This is a genomic window from Pollutimonas bauzanensis, assembly GCF_040393045.1.
GTDB lineage: Bacteria > Pseudomonadota > Gammaproteobacteria > Burkholderiales > Burkholderiaceae_B > Pollutimonas > Pollutimonas bauzanensis_A.
This window is the reverse complement of record NZ_JBEBUX010000063.1, coordinates 1-22,281: the sequence shown is the minus strand read 5'-3', so window position 1 is coordinate 22,281 and position 22,281 is coordinate 1. Positions and strand designations below refer to the sequence as shown.

Annotated in this window: 22 protein-coding genes; 16 read left to right on the top strand and 6 right to left on the bottom strand. The window is 55.3% G+C overall.

All coding sequences use genetic code 11. From position 1 onward, the window contains the following. The 5 genes from ABWO67_RS11430 to ABWO67_RS11410 form a co-directional block, all read left to right on the top strand. A partial coding sequence (locus ABWO67_RS11430; protein ID WP_353151838.1) for a branched-chain amino acid ABC transporter permease occupies positions 1-851 on the top strand: 851 nt, incomplete at its 5' end. Continuing rightward, positions 848-2,761, top strand: a complete 1,914-nt coding sequence (locus ABWO67_RS11425) for a branched-chain amino acid ABC transporter ATP-binding protein/permease (RefSeq protein WP_353151837.1) — start codon at positions 848-850, stop codon at positions 2,759-2,761. The genes ABWO67_RS11430 and ABWO67_RS11425, both read left to right, overlap by 4 nt. Beyond that, positions 2,758-3,462: an ABC transporter ATP-binding protein gene (locus ABWO67_RS11420; protein ID WP_353151836.1), complete on the top strand. Its 705-nt coding sequence runs from the start codon at positions 2,758-2,760 to the stop codon at positions 3,460-3,462. The genes ABWO67_RS11425 and ABWO67_RS11420 overlap by 4 nt, the downstream gene beginning before the upstream one ends. A 32-nt stretch (positions 3,463-3,494) precedes the next feature. Then, positions 3,495-5,474 carry an acetate--CoA ligase gene (acs, locus tag ABWO67_RS11415; protein ID WP_353151835.1) on the top strand — a complete coding sequence of 660 codons (1,980 nt, stop codon included), beginning with the start codon at positions 3,495-3,497 and terminating at the stop codon, positions 5,472-5,474. A 111-nt stretch (positions 5,475-5,585) separates the two neighbouring features. Then, positions 5,586-6,374, top strand: a complete 789-nt coding sequence (locus tag ABWO67_RS11410) for an AraC family transcriptional regulator (protein ID WP_353151834.1) — start codon at positions 5,586-5,588, stop codon at positions 6,372-6,374. Here the strand turns inward: ABWO67_RS11410 and rssA are convergent. Both rssA and ABWO67_RS11400 read right to left on the bottom strand, forming a co-directional pair. Continuing rightward, the gene (rssA, locus tag ABWO67_RS11405) at positions 6,346-7,284 is read right to left on the bottom strand and encodes a patatin-like phospholipase RssA (RefSeq protein ID WP_353151833.1); all 939 of its coding nucleotides are present in this window, start codon (positions 7,282-7,284) and stop codon (positions 6,346-6,348) included. The genes ABWO67_RS11410 and rssA overlap by 29 nt on opposite strands. A gap of 48 nt (positions 7,285-7,332) precedes the next feature. After that, positions 7,333-7,743, bottom strand: coding sequence for a DoxX family protein (locus ABWO67_RS11400; protein ID WP_353151832.1), 411 nt, complete (start codon positions 7,741-7,743; stop codon positions 7,333-7,335). Positions 7,744-7,969: 226 nt separating this feature from the next. On the opposite strand from ABWO67_RS11400, the gene ABWO67_RS11395 reads away from it, so the two are divergent. Continuing rightward, positions 7,970-9,949, top strand: a complete 1,980-nt coding sequence (locus ABWO67_RS11395; protein WP_353151831.1) for a BCCT family transporter — start codon at positions 7,970-7,972, stop codon at positions 9,947-9,949. Here the strand turns inward: ABWO67_RS11395 and ABWO67_RS11390 are convergent. Continuing rightward, positions 9,934-10,365 carry an AMP-binding protein gene (locus ABWO67_RS11390; RefSeq protein ID WP_353151830.1) on the bottom strand — a complete coding sequence of 144 codons (432 nt, stop codon included), beginning with the start codon at positions 10,363-10,365 and terminating at the stop codon, positions 9,934-9,936. The two genes, ABWO67_RS11395 and ABWO67_RS11390, sit on opposite strands and share 16 nt — an antisense overlap. Before the next feature lie 203 nt (positions 10,366-10,568). Between ABWO67_RS11390 and ABWO67_RS11385 the strand changes: the two genes are divergently transcribed. The 6 genes from ABWO67_RS11385 (at position 10,569) to ABWO67_RS11360 (ending at position 15,652) form a co-directional block, all read left to right on the top strand. After that, complete coding sequence (locus ABWO67_RS11385) at positions 10,569-11,324, top strand: IclR family transcriptional regulator (RefSeq protein ID WP_353151829.1); 756 nt, start codon at positions 10,569-10,571, stop codon at positions 11,322-11,324. Positions 11,325-11,349: 25 nt separating this feature from the next. Beyond that, complete coding sequence (locus ABWO67_RS11380; RefSeq protein WP_353151828.1) at positions 11,350-12,096, top strand: transporter substrate-binding domain-containing protein; 747 nt, start codon at positions 11,350-11,352, stop codon at positions 12,094-12,096. After that, the gene (locus ABWO67_RS11375) at positions 12,093-12,761 is read left to right on the top strand and encodes an amino acid ABC transporter permease (RefSeq protein WP_353151827.1); all 669 of its coding nucleotides are present in this window, start codon (positions 12,093-12,095) and stop codon (positions 12,759-12,761) included. Before ABWO67_RS11380 ends, ABWO67_RS11375 begins: the two co-directional genes overlap by 4 nt. Continuing rightward, positions 12,758-13,531 carry an amino acid ABC transporter ATP-binding protein gene (locus ABWO67_RS11370; protein ID WP_353151826.1) on the top strand — a complete coding sequence of 258 codons (774 nt, stop codon included), beginning with the start codon at positions 12,758-12,760 and terminating at the stop codon, positions 13,529-13,531. The genes ABWO67_RS11375 and ABWO67_RS11370 overlap by 4 nt, the downstream gene beginning before the upstream one ends. Beyond that, positions 13,528-14,490, top strand: a complete 963-nt coding sequence (gene hutG / locus ABWO67_RS11365; RefSeq protein ID WP_353151825.1) for a formimidoylglutamase — start codon at positions 13,528-13,530, stop codon at positions 14,488-14,490. The genes ABWO67_RS11370 and hutG overlap by 4 nt, the downstream gene beginning before the upstream one ends. A gap of 61 nt (positions 14,491-14,551) precedes the next feature. After that, positions 14,552-15,652 (top strand): PLP-dependent cysteine synthase family protein, encoded by a 1,101-nt coding sequence (locus ABWO67_RS11360; protein WP_353151824.1) that lies wholly within the window; start codon positions 14,552-14,554, stop codon positions 15,650-15,652. Between the two features lie 36 nt (positions 15,653-15,688). On the opposite strand, the gene ABWO67_RS11355 is transcribed toward ABWO67_RS11360, so the two are convergent. Further along, entirely contained in the window at positions 15,689-16,030 is a 342-nt protein-coding gene (locus ABWO67_RS11355) for a zinc ribbon domain-containing protein YjdM (RefSeq protein WP_353151823.1), read from the bottom strand. A 45-nt stretch (positions 16,031-16,075) separates the two neighbouring features. Between ABWO67_RS11355 and ABWO67_RS11350 the strand changes: the two genes are divergently transcribed. After that, the gene (locus tag ABWO67_RS11350) at positions 16,076-16,801 is read left to right on the top strand and encodes a spermine/spermidine synthase domain-containing protein (protein WP_353151822.1); all 726 of its coding nucleotides are present in this window, start codon (positions 16,076-16,078) and stop codon (positions 16,799-16,801) included. Between the two features lie 11 nt (positions 16,802-16,812). Here ABWO67_RS11350 and ABWO67_RS11345 read toward each other — a convergent pair whose 3' ends face one another. Beyond that, positions 16,813-17,301: a CreA family protein gene (locus tag ABWO67_RS11345; protein ID WP_353151821.1), complete on the bottom strand. Its 489-nt coding sequence runs from the start codon at positions 17,299-17,301 to the stop codon at positions 16,813-16,815. Between the two features lie 83 nt (positions 17,302-17,384). Here ABWO67_RS11345 and ABWO67_RS11340 point away from each other — a divergent pair, with 83 nt between their 5' ends. The 3 genes from ABWO67_RS11340 (at position 17,385) to ABWO67_RS11330 (ending at position 20,730) form a co-directional block, all read left to right on the top strand. After that, complete coding sequence (locus tag ABWO67_RS11340; RefSeq protein ID WP_353151820.1) at positions 17,385-18,158, top strand: 5'-methylthioadenosine/adenosylhomocysteine nucleosidase; 774 nt, start codon at positions 17,385-17,387, stop codon at positions 18,156-18,158. Positions 18,159-18,288: 130 nt separating this feature from the next. Next, positions 18,289-18,957: a glutathione S-transferase family protein gene (locus ABWO67_RS11335; protein WP_353151819.1), complete on the top strand. Its 669-nt coding sequence runs from the start codon at positions 18,289-18,291 to the stop codon at positions 18,955-18,957. Positions 18,958-19,080: 123 nt separating this feature from the next. Further along, positions 19,081-20,730: an acyl-CoA synthetase gene (locus tag ABWO67_RS11330; protein ID WP_353151818.1), complete on the top strand. Its 1,650-nt coding sequence runs from the start codon at positions 19,081-19,083 to the stop codon at positions 20,728-20,730. A gap of 61 nt (positions 20,731-20,791) precedes the next feature. Here ABWO67_RS11330 and ABWO67_RS11325 read toward each other — a convergent pair whose 3' ends face one another. After that, positions 20,792-22,000: an ABC transporter substrate-binding protein gene (locus tag ABWO67_RS11325; protein ID WP_353151817.1), complete on the bottom strand. Its 1,209-nt coding sequence runs from the start codon at positions 21,998-22,000 to the stop codon at positions 20,792-20,794. Between the last annotated feature and the right edge of the window lie 281 nt (positions 22,001-22,281).

Here is a 22,281-nt window from a genome sequence, read left to right as displayed (position 1 = left end):
CACAAGTGTTCAATGGTCTCGCGCTGGGGGTGCTGCTCTCCCTCATTGCGGCCGGTCTGACTATTATTTACGGCACGCTCGGCGTCATCAACTTTGCGCATGGCGCATTGTTTGTGGTGGGCGCTTATGCCGGCTTTTCCGTGTTTACTTTCACTGGTTCTTTCGTGCTTAGCATCGCTGGCGGTGCTGTAGCGGCGATGCTAGTGGGACTTATCATGGAAAGGGGACTGATCAAGCGGTTCTACGGACGCCCCGTGGAAGATCAGATACTGGTCACGTTCGGCATCAGTATTGTGTTGGTTGAAGTTATCCGTGCCATATACGGCGGCGTTGGCCAGCGTGTGCCCATACCCTCGTGGGGCGAGGGCGTGGTCGACATGGGGTTTGTCGTGTATCCCTTGTATCGAATCCAGATTTTGGCAATAGCGGCCGGCGCTCTGGGGCTTTGCTGGATGGTGCTGTACCGCACACGCCTTGGCTTGATTATTCGGTCAGGCATTGAAGACGCGCTGATGGTTCGGTTGTTGGGCATCAATATACAACGTGCTTTCCTCGTCGTGTTTGGCGTTGGCGCCGCGGCAGCGGGTTTTGCCGGCATGATCTATGCGCCTATTGTTTCCATCGTGCCAGACATGGGCTTCAGGATACTGATTCAGTCTTTTGTGGTGGTTGTGCTTGGTGGCGTGGGCTCTTTTCCCGGCGCCATTCTGGGCGGCTTGATCGCCGGACAAATATTGAGCCTGACTTCACTTGTCAATCCTGTGTATTCCGATGTCATGCTGTTCGCGGCGATGGCGTTGGTGCTTATTTTTCGACCCCAGGGTCTATTGGGTGTGGAGGGTAGGGCATGAGCCAGTCGAATGATTCTGTGGCGCTCGATGCCGCAGCAAATGCTTCCAATGGCCTGGGACATGCCGCGCCGGCACCTGTCGGCGGCATGCGCCGCCGCTACCGCGTCGAGTTCTTCACCGCGGTTGTCTTGGGTGTGGCGCCGTTTCTGGCACCCCTAATTGGGGCCGGACCGGATTTGCTGGGCCGTGTCTTGATCTGGGGGCTGTTCGGCCTGGGTTTCGACTTGTTGTTTGGTTACGCCGGTTTGCTCTCATTCGGGCAGGCAGCTTTTTATGGCACAGGCAGTTTTGTCACCGCTTATCTGCTGACCACTGGGCTGATTCCCAATATGCTGCTGGCATTGGTGGTAGCCATGTTGGTGGCCTCGGTGTTGGGCTTGCTGATTGGCTACCTTACCCTGCGACGTAGCGGTATCTACTTTGCGATGAGTACGCTGGCCTTTGCCGAAATGATTTACTTCCTTGAGTTCGGGCCGTTGCGCGAATGGACAGGCGGTGAAAACGGCATTCCGGGCATTCCCGAGCCGGTGCTCGACTTCGGTTTCTACAGCATACTGATCCAGCCAGGCTGGCCTATGTATACCTTTCTCGCAGGCATGTTTTTCATAGGGTTTGTTATCGCCCGGCGCATTGCCTTGTCGCCCTTTGGCGTGGTGTTGACAGCTATCCGCGGCAATCCAAGGCGCGCCATGGCGGTAGGCCATAGAATTCAGCGTTATAAGCTAGCCGTATTCGTGGTTGCTGCGGCCTATGGTGGTGTGGCCGGCGGCCTGCTGGGCCTGTTTCAAGGCTACATGCCTCCAGATGCGTTCAATCTGCATACCTCCGCCGAACTGGTGATTCAGACGGTAATGGGCGGCTCAGGCACCTTGTTCGGACCTTTGCTTGGCGCGTTGATCTGGCTGTACTTGTACGAAGTGTTGCAGTTCGTGGAAGCGGTCGGAGCGTATTGGCGGCTGATCTTGGGTGTGATTTTTGTCGTGCTGGTTACCGTGTTCCGCCGGGGAATTTGCGGGGAGTACATAGCCTGGCGAGACAAACGCATGACACGCAGACTGACGCGGGCTATCGATGCGGGCAATGGAGGCACCATACCAAGTCATCGCAAGAGCACCCAACTGGTCATGCGGGACGCAAAGCCTGTACCTGCGGGTACCCCAGTGCTGCAAGCGAATAATATTGCCAAGCACTACGGCGGTCTCAAGGCAGTCAAGGGGGTGTCCATATCGATAGAAGAAGGCGAGCTGCGCGGCCTTATCGGCCCTAACGGTGCCGGCAAGTCGACGTTCTTCAAAATGCTTGCGGGCGAGATCGAGCCGACATCGGGCGAAGTGTTCCTGCGTGGCAGCAATATTACCGGCATAGGCGTCACGCAAGTGTGCCAGTTGGGCATGAGCAAGAGCTATCAGGTCAATGAACTGTTCGATGCCCTGACGGTGCGGCAAAACATTCTTATGTCGGTGCTGGGCCAGCAACGCGGTTCTTTCCGCTTCGATGCGTTGGCCAGCTTGAATGGCGTTTCGGGTTACGGGCAACAGGTTGAGGCGGCACTTGAACTTGTCGAGCTCTCTCACAAGGCCGATACGCTGGTGCATGAATTGTCGTACGGCGAAAAGCGGCGGGTCGAAATTGGACTGGCGCTGGCGACCGGTGCAAACGTCTTGTTGCTGGATGAGCCTTTGGCGGGTATGAGTCCGGAAGAACGTGTGCAAACCGTTGCCCTGCTGAAGAGCATACGGCGTGGAAGAACTGTTCTGATCGTCGAGCACGATATGGATGCCATGTTCGAATTGGCCGACAAAATCACTGTCCTGTATGACGGCAATTTCCTTGCGGAAGGTACGCCCGAAGAAATACGCAACAGCAAGGCAGTCCAGGAAGCCTATTTAGGAGGCGTAGACGAATCATGAGTCTGCTCGAAGTCAATGGTATCAACACCTTTTACGGTGATTCGCACATCTTGTTCGACGTGTCGCTCAACGTCCAAAAAAATGAAGTGGTGGCATTGCTGGGTCGCAATGGCGCGGGTAAATCCACGCTGTTGAAAAGCATAGCGGGTGCCTTGACGCCGCAATCGGGCACTATCACATTCAATGGAACGCCAACGCAGCAGATGCCGGCGCATCTGATAGCCCGGCTGGGCTTGCAATTGGTGCCGGAGGAGCGGCGGGTAATCGGGGGCATTACTGTTCACGAAAATTTGCAGCTCGCGGCGATGACGGCGAAGAGTCCTCTGAGTTTCTCTGAAATCTACCGGACGTTTCCGCGTTTGGACGAACGGCGAAATAACAAGGGACGCGAGCTGTCGGGTGGCGAGCAGCAGATGGTTGCCATTGCGCGGGCCATGATCCGCGATGCGCAATTGATTCTGCTTGATGAGCCTTTCGAGGGACTGGCCCCGCTCATCGTGCGCGACTTGATGAAGGTATGCCAGGATCTTGCACAGCAAGGACGAACCATAGTGGTTGTCGAGCAAAACGTGGCTGCCGCGCTGTCAATGGCCAGCCGTTGTTATCTTTTGAATACAGGTCATGTGGTGTTCGGAGGCACCACCGCCGAGCTGCAGCAGAAGCCGGAAATCATGAATCGTTATCTGGGCGCTGCTGCCTGAGTCATGTTTCAGTCAATGCAGGAGTGTATGTAATGTCGTCTACTATTGATTCCATTCTCGTGGAAGATCGGATTTTTCCGCCGTCCCGCGCTGCCGTTGAAGGCGCGGCGATATCGGGCATGGAAGACTATAAAGCGCTATGCGAAGAGGCCGACCGCGATCCCGAAGGATTTTGGGGGCGTCTGGCCAATGAGCATTTACAGTGGCGTAAGCCCTTCACCAAGATATTGGATGAATCGCAAGCGCCGTTCTACACCTGGTTCGAAGACGGCGAGCTGAACGTTTCCGAAAATTGCCTGGATGTTCATCTTGAAAACGGCAATGCCGACAAGAGCGCCATTATCTTCGAGGCCGATGACGGCGCGGTCGAACATATCTCTTATCGGCAGTTGCATGCTCGCGTGTGCCGCATCGCCAATGGCATTAAGTCCTTGGGTTATGGCAAGGGGGACAGGGCGATTATTTACTTGCCCATGTCCATCGAGGCGATCGCTGCGATGCAGGCGTGCGCAAGGCTTGGGGTCACCCATTCAGTCGTATTTGGCGGCTTTTCGTCCAAGAGCCTGAATCAGCGCATTGTGGATGTTGGCGCGACACTGGTCATTACCGCCGACGCGCAATTGCGCGGAGGGCGGCCCATTGCGCTGAAGTCCGCGGTCGATGAAGCCCTTGCCGACGAGGGTGGCGATATCGTCAAGAAAGTGATCGTGTACAAGCGTGCCGGCACGCAGGTGGACTGGAACGATAGCCGCGATGTGTGGCTGCATGAACTGGAAGCAGGGCAATCCGATGTGTGTGAACCTGTTCCGGTCGAGGCCGAACATCCCTTGTTTATCTTGTACACCTCGGGTTCTACAGGAAAGCCGAAAGGGGTGCAGCACTCGTCCGCAGGGTATTTGCTTTGGGCCTCGTTAACTTCCAAATGGGTATTCGATGCCCGGCCGGACGATGTCTTCTGGTGTACCGCAGATGTGGGTTGGGTTACTGGCCATACTTATATTGCCTACGGCACCTTGGCGGCAGGTATGACCCAAGTGGTGTTCGAGGGCATACCCACTTACCCTCACGCCGGCCGTTTCTGGGAAATGATCCAGCGTCATAAAGTCAGCATTTTTTATACGGCGCCAACCGCCATTCGCTCGCTGATCAAGGCTGCCCAAGTCAGCCCGGCTACGCATCCGCAGCGTTATGACCTGTCCAGTTTGCGGTTGCTAGGCTCGGTAGGGGAACCTATCAATCCCGAAGCCTGGATCTGGTATCACAACAATGTGGGTAACAGCCGATGCCCGATTGTCGATACCTGGTGGCAAACGGAAACCGGCGGGCATATTCTTACGCCCTTGCCCGGAGCGACGCCGCTTAAGCCGGGCTCATGCACTTTTCCGTTACCAGGTATATCAGCGGGTATCGTCAACGAGGCCGGTGAAGATATTCCTAACGGGCGCGGGGGCTATCTGGTCATCAAGCGGCCCTGGCCCGCCATGATACGGAACGTGTGGGGCGATTCGGAGCGCTTCAAAAGCAGCTATTTCCCGCCTGAACTCAAAGGCTATTACATGGCCGGCGACAATGCGCAGCGCGATAACGATGGCTATTACTGGATCATGGGTCGCACCGATGATGTGCTCAGTGTTTCCGGACATCGTCTTGGCGGCACTGAAATCGAATCTGCTCTGGTGGCGCATCAACTGGTGGCAGAGGCAGCCGTTGTAGGCCGCCCCGATGCGACAACGGGTGAGGCCATCGTGGCATTTGTGATTCTGAAAGGCCAGGTGCCGGAAGGCAAGAAGGCCGATGCCCTGGCTAAAGAACTGCGCGACTGGGTGGCGAGCGAGGTGGGGCCGATAGCCAAGCCGCGCGACATTCGGTTCGGGAACAATTTGCCCAAGACCCGGTCGGGGAAAATTCTGCGGCGTCTATTGCGCGTTGTGGCAGAAGGACAGGAGGTAACCCAGGACGTTTCCACGCTTGAGAATCCCGATGTGCTCAAACAGTTCACCGACGTGTATTGATTAGGTGCTTTGTATAGCAGGGGTTTTCCTCCATGGCTATAAATACGCGTCCTATTAGAATCATTATGGATATGCCGCGACAGACCGGTATGCGGGGGATAGGTATTCGTTATGATGTCGCAACTCAATGCCGGTGCTGCGGTAGGCACCGGTGTGCTGGTAGGCGGCCTTAGTCGGGACTTTGCAGACTCGACCGTGCTGACCGGCCATGGCCACGATATGGGCGAACTGAAATTCGCCCTGAGTGGCGTGATGGTGGTGGCAAGTACTGATGGGTATTGGGTTGTTCCGCCAGGGCGGGCGCTTTGGCTGGCGCCTAACGTTAGGCACAAAGTGCGCATGCTGGGCAAAGTGCAACTGCGGTCGGTATTTATCAATCCCGATGTCTTCCCAGGCTTTCCGACCGACAGCCGCATGCTTTCGGTTTCGCCGCTATTCCGGGAAGTCATCACCGCCATGGCGATTACTCCCGTCAGGGCCAAGCCGTGCCGGCGAACCTTATTGCTGATAGATTTGCTGCTCGAAGAGGTCAATGGCTATTCGGACTTGCCCTTGCATCTGCCTGTACCGCGAGATCACCGCCTGGCCCGAATCTGCAGCCATATCCAGGAGCATCTTGATGACATGACCACCCTACAGGAGTGGTCCAGGGATCTGGGCTACGACCAGCGCACCTTGCATCGCCTGTTTGTTCGCGAATTGGGCATGTCGTTTATCCAGTGGCGGCAGCAGGCCAAGCTGCTGACCGCGCTGGAGTGGCTGGCGGAAGGGCGGCAGGTGCTCAGCATTGCCCTTGACCTGGGCTACCAGACGCAAAGCGCTTTTACCGCGATGTTCCGAAAAAACCTTGGCATTACCCCTAGTGATTTCGTCAAGCTTTCCCAGGGCGATGGTGTGTAGTTGTCTGCGTTAAGCCAAGTTCAACCAGATTGGGAATACAAGCGCTGGCGGCGCGGCGGCCTTCGTCGATGGCTGTTTTGGCCCTGTGAAAATCCAGCAATCCCAGATGGGCGAGCCTTGGCGCTATGACGATGTCAGGAGGATCGCCCGCCATGCGGCTGCGGGTAATGCGTACCTGCATGATATTCAGGCTGGTGGCCACAACATCAAGCATTGATGGCAGCCGTTGCTCATCGGCGGTTGGCTCGGGCAGCAGCGTGCTGAGATTTTGCTGCAGTTTGCGCATCCATGCGTTGCCAACCGGGTCGACGGGTTCTTGCTGAGCATTGCGATTCAGATGCCGGCCCAGAATGTCGGAGTTAAGGTCGACCGCTATGATTATGTCGGCACCCATGGCACGCGCCAGCGACACCGGTACAGGGTTGACGAGTCCGCCGTCGACCAGCAATTGCCCGTCGTGCCAAACCGGTGAAAACAGCCCGGGCAGGGCAATGGAAGCCCGTACGACGTCGACCGTTGGGCCATTGCGCAACCACACCTCGTTTCCCGAATGTAGTGCTGTAGCGACAGCTCCGAAAGGCATCTTCAGCGACTCTATGGGATAGTCGATGAAATTGCGCCGAAAGAATGCCATCAGGCGTTCGCCTTTTAGCATTCCGCCGTTCAGGCGCAAGTCCATGAACGACACGATATCTTTAAAGCCCAGGCCCAGCACCCATTTTTCGAAACGGTCCAACTCGCCTACCGAATAGGCCGCGCCTACCAGCGCGCCGATAGAGGTGCCGCACACAATGTCGGGGCGCACGCCTGCCTGTTCAAGTGCCTGGATGACGCCGATGTGAGCCCAGCCGCGAGCCGACCCGCTGCCTAATGCAAGGCCTATGCGCGGTTTGCGTTGAAGCGTATTCATATTCGGATTCCTTGTTCAGCTTCTTATCGGCGTGCAGGGGTTCACCAGCTAATTCCAGCGGCCCCCTTTGCCTCCGACGCTGTAGCGGCCAGCGCCAAAGAACGCAACCGCCAAGCCGCCAAACAGGTACAAGCCTTGCAGTTCAAGCCGCCAGCCACCGGTGCCGGTTATCTGGGAGAGGTGTCCGGTATGGGCAAGCGCGATGGCGACGATCATATTAATGAAGATCAAGAGCCCGCCCAGGCGCGTATAGACACCGAAAATCAATAACAACGGCGCCAACAGCTCGCCAACATAGACGGCCCATCCAAGAAAAGCAGGCAGGCCGCGAGCCACCATCATGCCTTCGATAGGCCCCACGCCATGAAGCAACTTGGCGATGCCATGCATCAGCAGGAGTATGCCTATGGTCAGGCGCAGAGTCAGTTTTCCCAGTTCATCGAGAGAGGCAGGAGACATAATGAGGTTCCGTAGTATTGAAAGCGAATGCCATGATGGCCGAGCGCCTCATTATAGGAGCAGGTCTGGTTGCCTCTGGGCCTGGAAGGATTTGTTTGACTGAAATTCGCAAATTTCATTTGCACGCTATTGCATCCCGGAATAAGCTAGGGCAAGCCCTTACCTCTGCTCAAAAATTGCGCATGGCCAGTGTTGTATGCGTTCTTTTCCCTAACAGGAGCGTTTCTTGCGATTGAATATCAGTGGTGTCGCCCCAGTTACGTTCATCGGCTCCGCAATCATTGCCCTGGGCCTTATTGTGTATGCAGTGATTCAGCCTACGGCCGCCGCAGCCCTGTTCGCTGGTATCAATAAGTGGATCATCAACGAGATCGGCTGGTTCTACATGTTGTCGGTTGGCATTTTCGTGGTGTTCCTTTTGGGACTGGCCATGAGCAATCTGGGCAAGGTCAAGCTGGGGCCCGATGATTCCGTACCCGACTATAAATATGGCACTTGGGTGGCGATGCTGTTTAGCGCCGGGATGGGTATAGGCATTGTCTTTTATGGCGTGGCCGAACCCATCATGCATTTTGCCCATCCTCCCGATGCTGCGCCGCGCACCGCCGCAGCGGCACGTGATGCGATGGAGATCACTTTTTTTCATTGGGGCGTGCATGCCTGGGCGATCTACGCGGTTCTGGGACTGGCGCTAGCGTATTTCGGGTATCGGCGAGGGCAGCCTTTGGCGATCCGGTCGGCCTTCCATCCCATTATCGGCGATCGTATTCACGGCCCCATCGGCGATGTCATCGATATCTTCGCGGTGGTCGGCACTCTGGCCGGGCTGGCAACATCTCTTGGGCTGGGCGTGTCGCAACTGAACGCCAGCATGAATTACCTGTTCGGGTTGCCGCAAAGCCTGTTCATACAATTGATCTTGATTGCCATTGTTACGCTATTGGCGACTTTTACCGTGGCAACCGGGCTGGACAATGGCATCAGGCGGCTAAGTGAACTGATCATCATCGTGTCGGCGTTCTTGATGCTGCTCATTGTCGCGCTTGGCCCCACTACGTTCCTGCTGCGCGCGTTTGTCGAGAATATCGGCCTGTATCTCCATGCCTTCGTCGCCCGGACTTTTCATATTTACGCTTATGAGCCGTCCGACTGGGTTGGGGACTGGACGCTGTTTTACTGGGGTTGGTGGATTTCCTGGTCGCCGTTTGTCGGGATGTTCATTGCGCGTATATCCCGTGGCCGCACGATACGGGAGTTCCTGATAGGGGTTTTGTTCGCCCCGGCGGGCTTCAGTTTTATCTGGTTTACCATTTTCGGCAATCTGGCAATATGGCTGGATATGAATGTGGCGCACGGCCAAATTTCGGAGACGGTAGCAGCCAACTTGCCGCTGGCCTTGTTTACCGTGTTTGATTATCTGCCTTGGGCTACTTTTCTGGCCTGGATCACCGGTATTTTGGTCGCGGTTTATTTCGTGACGGCATCCGACGCGGGGGCTTTGGTCATTGCCATGATCACTTCCAAGGGCGATGAAGAGCCGCCGCTATGGCTGCGGATTTTTTGGGCGCTGGCTTGCGGCGGCGTGGCGGCCTGCCTGCTTGTGGCGGGCGGCCTTGAGGCGATTCAATCTGTCGCGGTGATTGCCGCGCTGCCGCTATGTGTCGTCATGCTGTTGATGTGCTACGGCATACTCAAAGGTCTGCGAGACGAGGTCTCGATACAGGCCAGCCGCAGTCTTCCGACCGCACCCCTGATCGCCTCTCAAGGCGGGTTGTCGCTGCGCCAACGCCTTAGCAGCATTGTCAGTCACCCGACCAAGGCGCAGGCGAATACCTTCATCGACAAGACGGTTACAGAGGCTTTTGGCATGGTGACTTCTGAATTGCAAAAGCGTCAGATCCAGGCGGAAATGCTGCGTCTCGACGATGGCGTGCAATTGGTTATTCGCCATGGGGATGACGCAGAGGATTTTACTTATGCAGTGCGATTGGTCAGCCAGCCCATACCGGCCTTTGCCTTATCCGATGCTGCCCGGCGCGAGGGTGAAAATAAACGTTTCTATCGCACCGAAGTATTCCTGAATAAGGGTGGGCGCGGTTACGACATTTATGGTTATCACACCGACCAGGTCGTTGCCGATCTGGTTAACCACTACGATCGTTTCCGCCACTACTTATATTCGCTGGACCCTCATACCACTATGTGAGAAGGCACTTGGTCGCGATAGGTCAGGACCAGGCCGGGGAACTGCGAGAACGGGAGTTTCAGCTCGTCTTCGCTTTTGATCAGTTCGTTGCCCAGATCGTCGACGATGATGGTGCTGGGATGGGTGTCCACGAGAATCTGGTGCATTTGCTCGGACGTGCCATGGCAGTTCATGGGCACCAGCACTTTTCCGGCCGCCAGGATGGCGAGCATGCTGACGATGTATTCCATGGAGTTGGCGGCGCACAGGCCGACGCGGGACCCCGGCGTGGGATCTTTGACTTGCAGCGCCACGGCAAGCGCATTGACTGCCGTTACCAGTTCGGTATAGCTGACTTGGCTGGCGGCATCTTCGATAGCGATCTCATCGCCATGCTGTTGTGCCAAGTTATTCAAGAGTTCAAGGGAAAGCAGCATGCAAGTGGCCTTTCGGTAAAACAATGGTCCGGTGAGTATAGATAGCCTGCCTGGCGATTTTCAAAAATAATGCTAAGGGTTTCCCCTTTAATTCTCAAAAATTGGGAATTAGTGTTGCATTTTTTGGGAATTTTTCTATATTCTTGATCGCGTCTCACAGCAGAAATCCAATTACTCCGAGCTTGGTTTCCGGGCACACATTCATGCATCTTCAAGAACAGGTGACTAAAGGCGGCGCCGAACGCGTGTTATTCGTGTTGGCGACGTTCGCGAGGCTGGAGCGTTCGGTATCGATGGCCGAGCTGGTCGCAGAGACCGGTCTGGCGCAAAGCACACTCTACAGACAGTTGGCCTTATTGAAACGATGGGGGTTTGTGGTGGACGGCAACAATGGTTATGCGCCGGGTCCCATGTGTCTGCCGTTGGCCTGGGGGTTCGACCAGTCCTCTTATCTGGTGCAAGAAGCCCATGTGGAGCTTGAGCAACTCTCGCGTAGCAGTGGTGAGTCCATAGGCCTGTTGGTCGCTGCAAATAATCAGGCAGTTTGCCTGGACATGGTGGAAAGCCAGCAGCCTTTACGCTGTTCATTTGTAAAAGGGCGCGGCCTGCCTTTATGCAGAGGCGCTTCAGCCAAAGCACTACTGGCTTTCATGAGCCGCGATGGACAGACTGCGGCACTGAAGCGGCTGGTGCAGGAGCAGACCATTAATGCCGAGGAAAGCTTACGGCTGACCGCCGAATTGGCCGCCATAAAGGCGCAAGGCTATGCCACGTCCGATAGCGAGGTCGATGTCGGAGTGTGGGGCATCAGCGCACCAATATTTCAGCAAAGCAGCCATGCGGCGGCCGTTGTGACGCTGATGGTTCCCAACACGCGTATCAGCAATCGCATGCAATTTTTTACCGATATGACGGTGCGTGTCGCATCGCGTATTTCTTCAAGGCTTCAAAGCCTTTAACTCGTTCAGTGAAAATGGAGTTGTCATGACATCACGCAAATCGCTATTGGCCACACTTCTCGTCGTTTCGTTAAGCAGCTTTGCAGCCATCGGCAACGCCGCTTCCGATACCGTACGCATCGTTACCGACCCGACTTTTCCTCCCATGGAGTTCACCAAATCCGGTCAGCGCACCGGCTTTGATATCGAGCTTACCGAAGCCCTGGTCAAGGAAATGGGCAAAAAACTGGAGTGGACCGATATCGACTTCAAAGGCTTGGTTCCCGCGGTGCTATCCGGGCGTGCGGACGCTGCTGTGTCGGCCATCTACATTACTGACGAGCGCAAGAAGGTCGTTGATTTCACCGATTCATATTATGCCGGCGGGCTGGTCGTCTTGACCAAGAAGGAAGGTCCCATCAAGTCGCTGAAAGATTTGGACGGGAAGAAAGTCTCTGTGCAGGTAGGCACCAAGTCGGTCAGGTATCTGCAAGACAGCTATCCCAAAGTGCAGCGTGTCGAGGTCGAGAAGAATGAAGAGATGTTCAATCTGGTGGGCATCGGCCGCTCGGACGCGGCAGTTACCGGTAAGCCAGCGGCCAAGCTGTATGCGCAGGCGCATCCCGACCTGACGGTATTGGATGAGCAGATCACTACTGAAGAGTACGGTATTGCGGTAAGCAAGAACCAGCCTGAGCTGACGAAAGATTTCAATGCGGCATTGAAGCGCCTCAAGGCTAATGGCACCTACCAGAAGATTGTTGATAAATGGTTTGAAGGCGATGCTAAATGAACTTTGATTTCACTCCGGCAGTTGCCGATTGGGAGGCCTTGCTGAGTGGAGCAACCGTCACCGTGGAGGTGACGGTTTGCGCGCTGGTCTTGTCGTGTTTCCTGGGTTTGTTGATCGGTATAGGCCGGTTGAATCCGCAGCGCAAGATTTTGTACGGTTTTTGTTCGATCTATTTGTCGTGTTTCCGCGGTACGCCATTGTTGGTGCAGTTGTTCATCTGGTTTTTCGGCTTGCCCCGCTTTGGTATTTTATTGCCGGCGTTTGCCTGCGGCGTTCTTGGCCTGGGCATGTATTCGGCATCTTATGTGTCGGAAATCGTACGTGGCGCCATCCAGTCGATAGACCGGGGGCAAATGGAAGCCGCACGTTCGCTGGGCATGTCGTCTTCACAAGCCATGTTCAAAATTATTTTGCCCCAGGCTTTTGTACGCATGATCCCGCCTTTGGGCAATGAGTTCATATCGCTGATCAAGAATTCAGCGCTGGTGTCGCTGCTGACGATTCACGATTTGATGCATGAAGGTCAGAAAATCATCAGCGTTTCCTACCGCTCCCTGGAAATTTATTTAGTCATTGCTGTGATCTATTGGCTAATGACGACTTTCACCACGGTTATTTTGCGCCGTATTGAATTGCGTTTAAAAGCGGGAGGTATGGTGCAATGACAAGTCCGGCCATGATCAGAATCAATCAGTTGTATAAGTCGTTTGGCAGCAATCAGGTGTTAAAGGGTGTGGACCTGGAGGTGGACCTTTCGCAAGTGGTGGTAGTTATCGGGCCTAGCGGCTCTGGCAAAAGCACCTTGCTGCGTTGCTGCAACGGCCTGGAATTGGCCCAGCAAGGCACTATCGATATCTGCGGTCAACGGCTAATCGAGAACGGCGTCATTCTGCCCGAGAAAGCGCTTAATAATCTGCGTACTCAGGTAGGCATGGTTTTTCAGTCGTTCAATTTGTTTCCTCATTTGACCGCTCTGGAAAACGTCGCGGTCGGCCCCAAGACCTTGCGGGGCATGAGTGCCGCCCAGGCGGAAACCTTGTCCATGGGTTTGCTGAACAAAGTAGGGCTGGCTGAAAAGGCGCACGCCATGCCGGCCAGTTTGTCCGGCGGGCAAAAGCAGCGGGTCGCTATCGCCCGCGCGCTTGCCATGGAACCTAAAGTGATGTTGTTTGACGAACCCACGTCAGCGCTCGATCCTGAGCTGGTGGGGGAGGTGTTAAGCGTCATGAAGCTTTTGGCCAAGGAAGGCATGACCATGATGGTGGTGACCCATGAAATGGGTTTTGCCAAGGAAATGGCGGACATGGTCGTTGTGATGGACGGCGGGCGCATCATCGAGGCTGATGTGCCAGAGGTGATTTTCAAACGCCCGAAGGAAGAACGTACGCGGGCTTTTTTGCAAGCGGTGCTAAAGAACGAGGACTCAGTATCATGAACATAGCTCAAGGCCCCTGGCAAGGCCGCAATGACGCATCCGAGCAAGGCGATACGCGGCGATTATTTCAGGTCGTAAAGGTTGAAGCGTCTGGTTATACGGCCGGCAGTTCTGTGCTCTTGGGTTTTGCCAGCGATGCCGGGGTCAAGCGCAATAAGGGCCGTCTTGGCGCCGCTTCTGGCCCGCTAGCCATACGAAACATGCTTGCCGGCCTGCCTGCCCACGAGCTCGAGCAATTCTGGGACGCGGGCGATATCGCATGTGAAGGCGACGCATTGGAAGCGGCGCAAGCCGCTTTGGGTGATCGTGTCGGTCAGATACTTGCTGCAGGTGCCCGGCCGGTGGTGTTGGGGGGCGGCCATGAAATCGCCTGGGGCAGCTTTCAAGGCCTGGCCCAGTACCTGAGCAAACTGAACGCGGAAACAGCGGGCGGCGAGGGCGCCAAGCCGCCGGTCCTGATCGTGAATATGGATGCGCATTTCGATTTGAGAACGAGCCGTCCGGGGAGTTCGGGTACGCCATTCGATCAAATCCTGGAGTTCTGCCAAGAACATCAGCAGCCGGTGACTTACGCGTGTTTCGGTATTTCCAGGCTGGGCAATACACGAGGTTTGTTCGAACACGCTGAGCAACTCGGCGCGGTCTATGAAGAAGACACCGACATGCAAGAGCGTCATCTTGACGAGCGTTTGGCTCAATTGGATGGGCTGCTGGAGACGGCCGGCCATGTCTACCTGACGATTGATCTGGATGTGCTGCCTGCCGCCGTGGCCCCCGGGGTTTCGGCGCCGGCGGCGTATGGGGTGCCGTTGAGTGTGGTTGAGGCGTTCGTGGCGCGGATCAAAGCGTCGGGCAAGTTGCGGTTGGCCGACATTGCTGAAATGAACCCCGTCTTTGATATTGATCACCACACCGCACGTGTTGCGGCGCGCCTTGCCTGGCGCTTGTTGATGCCTTAAGTCGCTTCAATGCTGGTAGCATAGCGCAGCAAAATTCCATTTAGATAGGCAAGGGCACAACATGATGAGCGTTAACAGGGTATGGGTACAACAAGCAGTTCGCAAGATCGAAGCCGATTTCAATCGCTCGGCCGATACCCACCTGATCCCCTTGCAGTTGCCGGCCTACCCTGGTGTGGAGCTGTATCTTAAGGATGAGTCCAGCCATCCTACGGGCAGCCTCAAGCACAGGCTGGCCCGTTCGTTGTTTTTGTACGCCTTGTGTAATGGGTGGCTAAACGAGCACAGCACGGTGATTGAAGCTTCTTCTGGCTCTACCGCGGTGTCCGAAGCTTATTTCGCCCGACTGATTGGCTTGCCGTTTATCGCGGTCATTCCGAAAAGCACGTCGCAAGAAAAAATCGCGGCCATCGAATTCTATGGCGGGCGATGCCACCTGGTGAACTCGGGTCGCGAGATCTACGGGGAATCCGAGCGTCTGGCGCGTGAATTAGGTGGCCATTATATGGATCAGTTCACCTATGCCGAGCGCGCCACTGACTGGCGCAGCAACAACAATATTGCCGAGTCGATTTTCAGCCAGATGCGCCAGGAACCCCATCCAATGCCTAAGTGGGTGGTCTGCAGTTGCGGTACAGGCGGCACCACGGCGACAATCGGCCGATATATCCGCTACCAGACATTCGAGACCCGCGTGTGCGCCGCCGACCCCGAGAATTCGGTGTTCTTCGACGCCTACGTTACAGGCGACAATACGTTGGAACTTGAGGCAGGGTCGCTGATCGAAGGCATCGGCCGGCCGCGGGTAGAGCGCTCGTTTACGCCCAGCATCATCGATCGTATGATCAAGGTGCCCGATATTACGTCGCTGGGCGCACTGCGCTATTTGGAAAAAAGCCTGGGCCGTCGTTGCGGCGGCTCCACAGGCACCAATTTCATTGCCGCATTGCAGCTTGCGCGCGAAATGCATGAAGCCGGGCAGGAAGGATCGATCGTAATGGTGCTGTGCGACGGCGGCGAGCGCTATCTTCAAACCTATTACAGCGATACCTGGCTTGCGGAGCGCAACATCGACATCGAACCCGCTGTTGCCGCCATTACCGCTTGTGCGACGCACGGCACGGCCATGCCGTGGGAACTGCCAGAGCACTGCAGGGCTTAAATCGACCGGTGCTGCGCGGCGACAGGGAAGGCTGTTTTAGGCTTTCTTCAGAAAACAGGCTTTCAACATGAAGCTCGTGCCGTCTATCTTGCAGTCGACCTCGTGATCGCCGGATACCAGCCGTATGCTTTTGACCTTGGTGCCTTTTTTCAAGGTAATCGACGAACCCTTTACCTTCAGGTCCTTGATAAGAATGACCGCGTCGCCATCGCTTAGCGGATTATTATTGCTATCTTTGATGATGGCGCTGTCGCTGTCTTCATCGGAGCCTGGCGCCGCCATTGGCCATTCATATGCGCAATCGGGACAAACGTAATTATCTCCATCGGGATAGGTATGTTCCATGGTGCACTGCGGGCAGGAGGGTAGATTTTGCATAGCGATATAGTCTGGCTAAATATAAAAAGTGAGCTTGATACTAACATGAGTGATGTGACGATTTCGGAAGTAGATGGCGTACGTTGCCTGCATTTGGGTACTAAATGGGTGCAAGGAGCTATGCGCCTGGCAGCCCCGGACGCGCTCGAACTCGAATATGTGCAGCAGATGATGATGTGGACACTTTTCAGTCTGCGACCACAGCGCATTGTCCAGCTTGGCCTGGGGGCAGGGGCACTGACCAAGTTTTGTTACCGTCACTTCCCGGATGCCCATGTCACTGCGATCGAATTGAACGCGACGGTGATTACAACTTGCGAAGCCTTGTTTGGCTTGCCGCCTAACGATGACAGGTTGCACGTTGTCCAGATGGATGCCATGGATTTTGTGACGGATTCGGCTAACCGTGCCGCTGTCGATGTGTTGCAGGTCGATTTATATGATGAGCAGGCACAGGCGCCGGTGTTCCAGTCGGTCGAGTTTTATCAGGCATGCGCCGATTGCTTGAAGCCTGACGGCATGATGACGGTAAACCTGTTCTGCGATTATCCGGATCATGGTGTCAACCTGGAAGCCATGTCGCATGCCTTTGAAGCGGTGGCCTGGCTGCCCGAGGTTCATGATGGCAATGTGGTGGCAATTGCCTTCAAGAAGGCGCCCACGGTCGATTTCGACCAGCTCTATTTGCGCGCTTCCGATATTCAGCAAGGCATAGGCCTGCCGGCGAAATCATGGGTGGATGGCTTGCAGCGCTGGATGCAGGGTGCTTGATTTTCTGCGTGCTACTTGAGCTGAAACTGGGGCGCCTGCGTGCCCCATGGCATAAGGGGTACGGTCGAAATGCTATTGAAGGGCGAACCTTCGATCACTTTTTCGCTGACGATCAGATAGACCAGGGAATTGTTTTCAGTATCAACCAGTCTTGATACATTCAGGCCTTTGAATAAGAAGCTCATTCGCTGCGTGAAGACTTCTTCCTGTTTTTTCGGAATGGGTTTCTTGGCAACTATGGGGCCGGCCTGACGGCAGGAAATCGAAAACCGCGAAGGATCTTCCGCGAAACCGAGCGCGCCCGAGATGCCGCCGGTTTGAGCATAGGACACGTGGCAGGCTACGCCTTCGATGTCGGGGTCCTTAAAGGACTGCACACAGACCTTATCGTTATTGACAACGCGCCATGTGGTGCTGACGCAGCCGATGTTCTCGGCATGGGCTGTATTGGCCATGACGCTGGCAGCAGTGAGAAATAGCAAGGCAAGTATGTGTTTCATGGCTTTGGGTAAGACGAAAGAAAAATGTGATCGTGGTCCGTGTTTAAATGCGCGTTGCATGAATTGATCCTGGACGATTGTAGATGAGCACGATAGGAATCCTAGCCGCACTGCATGACGAGATTGCCACATTGTTGACGGCGATGGGGCCCGATGTGGTAACGCATCGTATCGGACAGCGCGATTATCATGTCGGCATGCTTTCGGGGCGCAAGTGTGTGCTGGTGCTGGCCCGGGTGGGCAAAGTTGCCGCGGCGGCAACCGCAGTAACACTGATACGCGAGTTTAAAGCCAGTGTCGTAGTTTTCACCGGGCTGGCTGGTGCTGTCGCCGACCATGTACGAGTAGGTGATGTGGTCGTGGCAAAGTCGCTGCTACAGCACGACCTGGACGCGCGGCCCTTGTTTGCGCAATACGAGGTCCCTTTACTGGGGCGGAGTTATTTCGATGCGGATGCCCGCCTGGCTGCACTGCTGGCTCAGTGTGCGAACGAGTATCTGAATGAAGATCTGCCGAATCAAATTTCGGCGGTTACCCGGAACAGTTTTGGTGTTGACAAGCCTGCTGTACACAGCGGAACCATTATCAGTGGGGATGTTTTCGTCAGCGATACGGCTGCGGTGGCAGCGCTTCGAAAAGATTTGCCCGATGCCTTGTGCGTAGAAATGGAAGGTGCCGCGGTGGCGCAGATTTGTTACGAGTACGGCGTGCCATGCGGTGTATTGCGTACGATTTCCGACCGCGCCGATTGTACGGCAGGCATTGATTTCGGGGCTTTCCTGGCACAAGTGGCGAGCTTTTATTCGGCGGGGATATTGAGGCGGTTTCTGGGTTGTTATGTTGGTGAGCTGCAGTAGGTCGCTTATCTGCGGGGCCGAACATCGTATAGCTCGGCCTATCATACGAGAAGAAAGGCATATTGAGATAAACTCAAAACCAGTTGTGCTGGCTTCCCTATACCGAAACCTTCGAGAGACAAACTAATTCATGATCACCTTGTATCATTGCATTAGCGCCCGTTCATTCAGGCCATTGTGGGCGCTCGAAGAATGCGGGGTGGACTATGAACTTAAGATGCTGCCGTTTCCACCTCGATTCGCCGCTCGCGAATATTTGCAGATCAATGCGCTGGGCACTGTGCCGGCGCTATTCGATGGTCAAGTCCGTATGACTGAGTCGGCAGCTATGTGCCAATACCTGGTTTCGCGCTATGGCCCGACCTCCCTGGACGTCAGAAGCGACGAACGGGACTACGGTGCGTACTTGAACTGGCTGCATTTCGGGGAGGCGACGCTGACTTTCCCTCAGACTCTCGTGCTGCGCTATGGGCGCTTCGAGCCGCCAGAACGCCGCAACCCTCAGGTCGAAGAAGACTATAAGCGCTGGTTTCTGGCTCGGCTTCGAGCTATCGATACCGTGCTTTCCAGCCAACCATACCTTTGTGCCGATCGATTTACAGCTGCGGATATTTCGGTCGGCTATGCATTGATGCTGGCCAATTACCTCGACCTCGAAAGTCAGTTTCCCGCCGCAGTGCGCGAGTATTGGCAACGCTTGCAAGGCCGCGAAGGCTTTCAACGCGCCATGCAGGCGCAGCACGATGCCGCGGTAGCGCAGGGGGTTTCTGTTGTGCCGGCGCCGTTGGCATCTCCGTGACGTGCATGCCTCAGTACTTTTTTGTGTTGGCTGGCGGCATTCAATATACTTTGCTGTTCACCAACTAAGTACAAACCAAAACATTTCATCCAGCCTAGATAGCTATCATCCCGGGGAAGCGCCATGTTGCCAACGACACCAGTAAGCTATGACGATATTGTTGAGCGGTTTGAGTGGATCATCCCATTGCGCTACAACATTGGCGAGGATGTTTGCACCAAATGGGCCGAGAAAGAACCCGGCCGGCTGGCGTTGATTCACGTGGGGCATAACGGCGAGGCGAGGAACTATACGTTTGGGCAGATTCATACTGCTTCGAACCAGCTCGCCAATTTGTTGGCTAGCCGCGGCGTGGCGCAGGGCGACAGGATAGGGGTGTTATTGCCGCAGGACCCCGTGACTGCCATTGCGCATATCGCTGCCTACAAATCGGGATGTATCGCGGTTCCTCTGTTTTCGTTGTTCGGCGCTGAAGCGCTGCAATACCGGCTGGCCGACAGTGGCGCGAAGGTGGTTATCACCAACAACGAAGGGGCGGCCAAGCTGGCGGAAATTCGGGATCGCTTACCCGGGCTGGAGGTGGTGTTCAATATCGATGGCGCTACGCCCGGCGCTTTGGATCTGCACCGGGAAATGGCTGGCCACAGCGATGCGTTTTCCGCCATTGACACGGCTGCCGACGATCCCGCCGTTATCATTTATACGTCTGGAACAACAGGCCAGCCCAAAGGGGCTTTGCACGCCCACCGGGTGCTGCTGGGCCATTTGCCGGGGGTAGAAATTTCGCACAATCTCTTTCCTGGTGAAGGCGATCGAATGTGGACGCCGGCGGACTGGGCCTGGATCGGCGGCCTTTTTGATGTGCTGTTGCCTGCGTGGCACCATGGTGTTGCCGTGGTTGCGCATCGCTTCCAGAAATTTACCCCCGAGGCGGCTTTCCAGCTTATGCAGGATTTTGGCATCCGCAATACATTTTTACCGCCGACGGCATTAAAGATGATGCGCTCTGTCGCGAATCCGGAAAGCCGCTGGAATTACCAGCTCAGGTCAGTCGCTAGCGGCGGTGAAACTTTGGGTGCTGAACTGCTTGATTGGGGGCGGCGTACTTTCGGCCTGACGATCAACGAATTTTATGGGCAGACGGAGTGCAATATGACGGTGTCGTCATGCGCTGACCTCATGCCCACTCGGGCCGGCGCCATAGGTCGCCCGGTACCAGGCCACCGCGTCGCCATTGTCGACGGAGCAGGCCAGTTAGCCGCTCCAGGCGCTACAGGCAATATTGCGGTCCATCGCCCAGATCCAGTGATGTTTTTGGGTTATTGGAATAATCCCAAGGCAACTGCTGCGAAGTTTGCTGGCGATTGGTTGTTGACGGGCGATACCGGCATGATGGATAGCGAGGGCTATATTCATTTCGTGGGCCGTGACGATGACGTTATTACTTCGGCGGGCTACCGTATCGGTCCCGGCGAGATCGAAGATACGCTTCTTCAGCATCCTGCCGTGAAAATGGCTGCTGTCGTAGGTGCTCCAGACGCGCAGCGAACAGAAATTGTGGTGGCAATTATTGTGCTGCAAGACGGCCAAGGTTCAAGCGATGCCTTGAAGCGGGAAATTCAGGAGCATGTCAAAGTCAGGCTTGCCGCGCATGAATATCCGCGCGAGATTTTCTTTGTTGATGAATTGCCCATGACGACTACAGGCAAGGTGATCCGCCGCGAATTACGCAACGCGGTAGCGCAGTGGCGCGCGGCTGAGGGGCGCTCTTAGCTACCCAAGCTGCTACAGCAGCGACCCGCGAGCATAACGCCGCGGGCCGCAACGATCCTGATTATTGCCAAAGCGTACATTTCGATTCGGCTTTCGTGGTGAAGGCCTGTTCGGCAGGAACCGTCTCTACGATTTTTACGTAATCCCATGGATACTTGGATTCTTCCGGCGTTTTGACCTGCATGAGGTACATGTCGTACATCACGCGCCCGTCACCCCGGATATATCCATTCTTGATGTACATATCGTTGATTTTCATTTGCTTCATGTATTGCAGGACTTTCTCGGCGTCATCGCTGTCGACTGCTTTTACTGCATTCAGATATTGCAGCGTTGCCGAATAGCCTGCGGCCTGGTTGCTGACGGGCATTTTGTTGAGTTTCTTTTCAAACCGTTTCGCCCATTTCCTGGATGCTTCGTCCTGATCCCAGTACCAGTTGTCGACCAAGTACATGCCTTGGGTAAGCTCAAGGCCCAGCGAGTGAACGTCAGTCACAAACATCACCAGGCCGGCGAGTTTCATCGTCTTGTTCAGTCCGAACGCATTGGCTGCTTTAATGGTGTTGACGGTATCGCCAGTCGCGTTGGCTAGTCCGAGGATTTGTGCTTTGCTCCCTTGCGCCTGGAGGATAAATGACGAGAAGTCTGATGCCGCCAGGGGATGCCTGACCGCCCCCAGCACTTCCCCTCCGGCTGCTTTGATGACCTTGGTTGTATCCGCTTCCAGCGAATGGCCGAATGCATAGTCCGCAGTCATGAAATACCAGGACTTCCCGCCTTGCTTGACGACGGCCGAGCCAGTGCCTTTGGCCATGGCGACGGTATCGTATCCGTAATGGGTCGTGTAAGGGGTGCACTCTTCATTAGTAAATCGTGAAGTACCGGTAGAGATGACAAAGAAGGGTTTCTTCTTTTCCGCTGCTACCTTGGATATTGCCAAGCTGGCGGCCGAGCTGGCGCCGGACATCAATACGTCTACGCCTTGTTGATCCAGCCATTCGCGCGCCATGCTGGACGCAATGTCGGCCTTGTTCAAGTGGTCGGCGTAGATCAATTCGATTTTTTTGCCGTTGAGCGTACCGCCGAAATCCTCAATTGCCATATTGATGGCTTCGATATGCCCTTTGCCGGAAATATCGGAATAGATGCCTGACAAGTCGGTGATCAGGCCGATTTTTATCGTATCCCCGGAAATCGCTGCTGAGGCGGAACTGACTACGCCCAGTGCTATTGCTGCCGTCAGCATTGAAATGCTTTGTTTTATGGTCATGGTTATTGTCTCCGTATTCTTGGTCTTGGCCGCGCGGCCGTGGACGGGCGCTGTGAACGGTCGTTCTACCCTAAGTAATACTAAAAAATAAGTCAATCAGATAATTCAACGAGTGGCGGATTGCTACCTAAGCGCAATGAAAGAAAACCTTTGCGGCAAAGAAAAAGGGCCTACATGGAATCCATGTAAACCCTTGATTTCTTTTCTGCTGTAGTGGTCGGGGCGATAGGATTCGAACCTACGACCCTCTGGTCCCAAACCAGATGCGCTACCAGGCTGCG

What these genes read in the sequence shown, in the direction of transcription:
- ABWO67_RS11425 (WP_353151837.1), top strand. Translation starts at nt 848, where the DNA reads ATGAGCCAGTCGAATGATTCTGTGGCGCTCGATGCCGCAGCAAATGCT.
- ABWO67_RS11420 (WP_353151836.1), top strand. Translation starts at nt 2,758, where the DNA reads ATGAGTCTGCTCGAAGTCAATGGTATCAACACCTTTTACGGTGATTCG.
- acs (WP_353151835.1), top strand. Translation starts at nt 3,495, where the DNA reads ATGTCGTCTACTATTGATTCCATTCTCGTGGAAGATCGGATTTTTCCG.
- ABWO67_RS11410 (WP_353151834.1), top strand. Translation starts at nt 5,586, where the DNA reads ATGATGTCGCAACTCAATGCCGGTGCTGCGGTAGGCACCGGTGTGCTG.
- rssA (WP_353151833.1), bottom strand. Translation starts at nt 7,284, where the DNA reads ATGAATACGCTTCAACGCAAACCGCGCATAGGCCTTGCATTAGGCAGC.
- ABWO67_RS11400 (WP_353151832.1), bottom strand. Translation starts at nt 7,743, where the DNA reads ATGTCTCCTGCCTCTCTCGATGAACTGGGAAAACTGACTCTGCGCCTG.
- ABWO67_RS11390 (WP_353151830.1), bottom strand. Translation starts at nt 10,365, where the DNA reads ATGCTGCTTTCCCTTGAACTCTTGAATAACTTGGCACAACAGCATGGC.
- ABWO67_RS11385 (WP_353151829.1), top strand. Translation starts at nt 10,569, where the DNA reads ATGCATCTTCAAGAACAGGTGACTAAAGGCGGCGCCGAACGCGTGTTA.
- ABWO67_RS11380 (WP_353151828.1), top strand. Translation starts at nt 11,350, where the DNA reads ATGACATCACGCAAATCGCTATTGGCCACACTTCTCGTCGTTTCGTTA.
- ABWO67_RS11375 (WP_353151827.1), top strand. Translation starts at nt 12,093, where the DNA reads ATGAACTTTGATTTCACTCCGGCAGTTGCCGATTGGGAGGCCTTGCTG.
- ABWO67_RS11370 (WP_353151826.1), top strand. Translation starts at nt 12,758, where the DNA reads ATGACAAGTCCGGCCATGATCAGAATCAATCAGTTGTATAAGTCGTTT.
- hutG (WP_353151825.1), top strand. Translation starts at nt 13,528, where the DNA reads ATGAACATAGCTCAAGGCCCCTGGCAAGGCCGCAATGACGCATCCGAG.
- ABWO67_RS11360 (WP_353151824.1), top strand. Translation starts at nt 14,552, where the DNA reads ATGATGAGCGTTAACAGGGTATGGGTACAACAAGCAGTTCGCAAGATC.
- ABWO67_RS11355 (WP_353151823.1), bottom strand. Translation starts at nt 16,030, where the DNA reads ATGCAAAATCTACCCTCCTGCCCGCAGTGCACCATGGAACATACCTAT.
- ABWO67_RS11350 (WP_353151822.1), top strand. Translation starts at nt 16,076, where the DNA reads ATGAGTGATGTGACGATTTCGGAAGTAGATGGCGTACGTTGCCTGCAT.
- ABWO67_RS11345 (WP_353151821.1), bottom strand. Translation starts at nt 17,301, where the DNA reads ATGAAACACATACTTGCCTTGCTATTTCTCACTGCTGCCAGCGTCATG.
- ABWO67_RS11340 (WP_353151820.1), top strand. Translation starts at nt 17,385, where the DNA reads ATGAGCACGATAGGAATCCTAGCCGCACTGCATGACGAGATTGCCACA.
- ABWO67_RS11335 (WP_353151819.1), top strand. Translation starts at nt 18,289, where the DNA reads ATGATCACCTTGTATCATTGCATTAGCGCCCGTTCATTCAGGCCATTG.
- ABWO67_RS11330 (WP_353151818.1), top strand. Translation starts at nt 19,081, where the DNA reads ATGTTGCCAACGACACCAGTAAGCTATGACGATATTGTTGAGCGGTTT.
- ABWO67_RS11325 (WP_353151817.1), bottom strand. Translation starts at nt 22,000, where the DNA reads ATGACCATAAAACAAAGCATTTCAATGCTGACGGCAGCAATAGCACTG.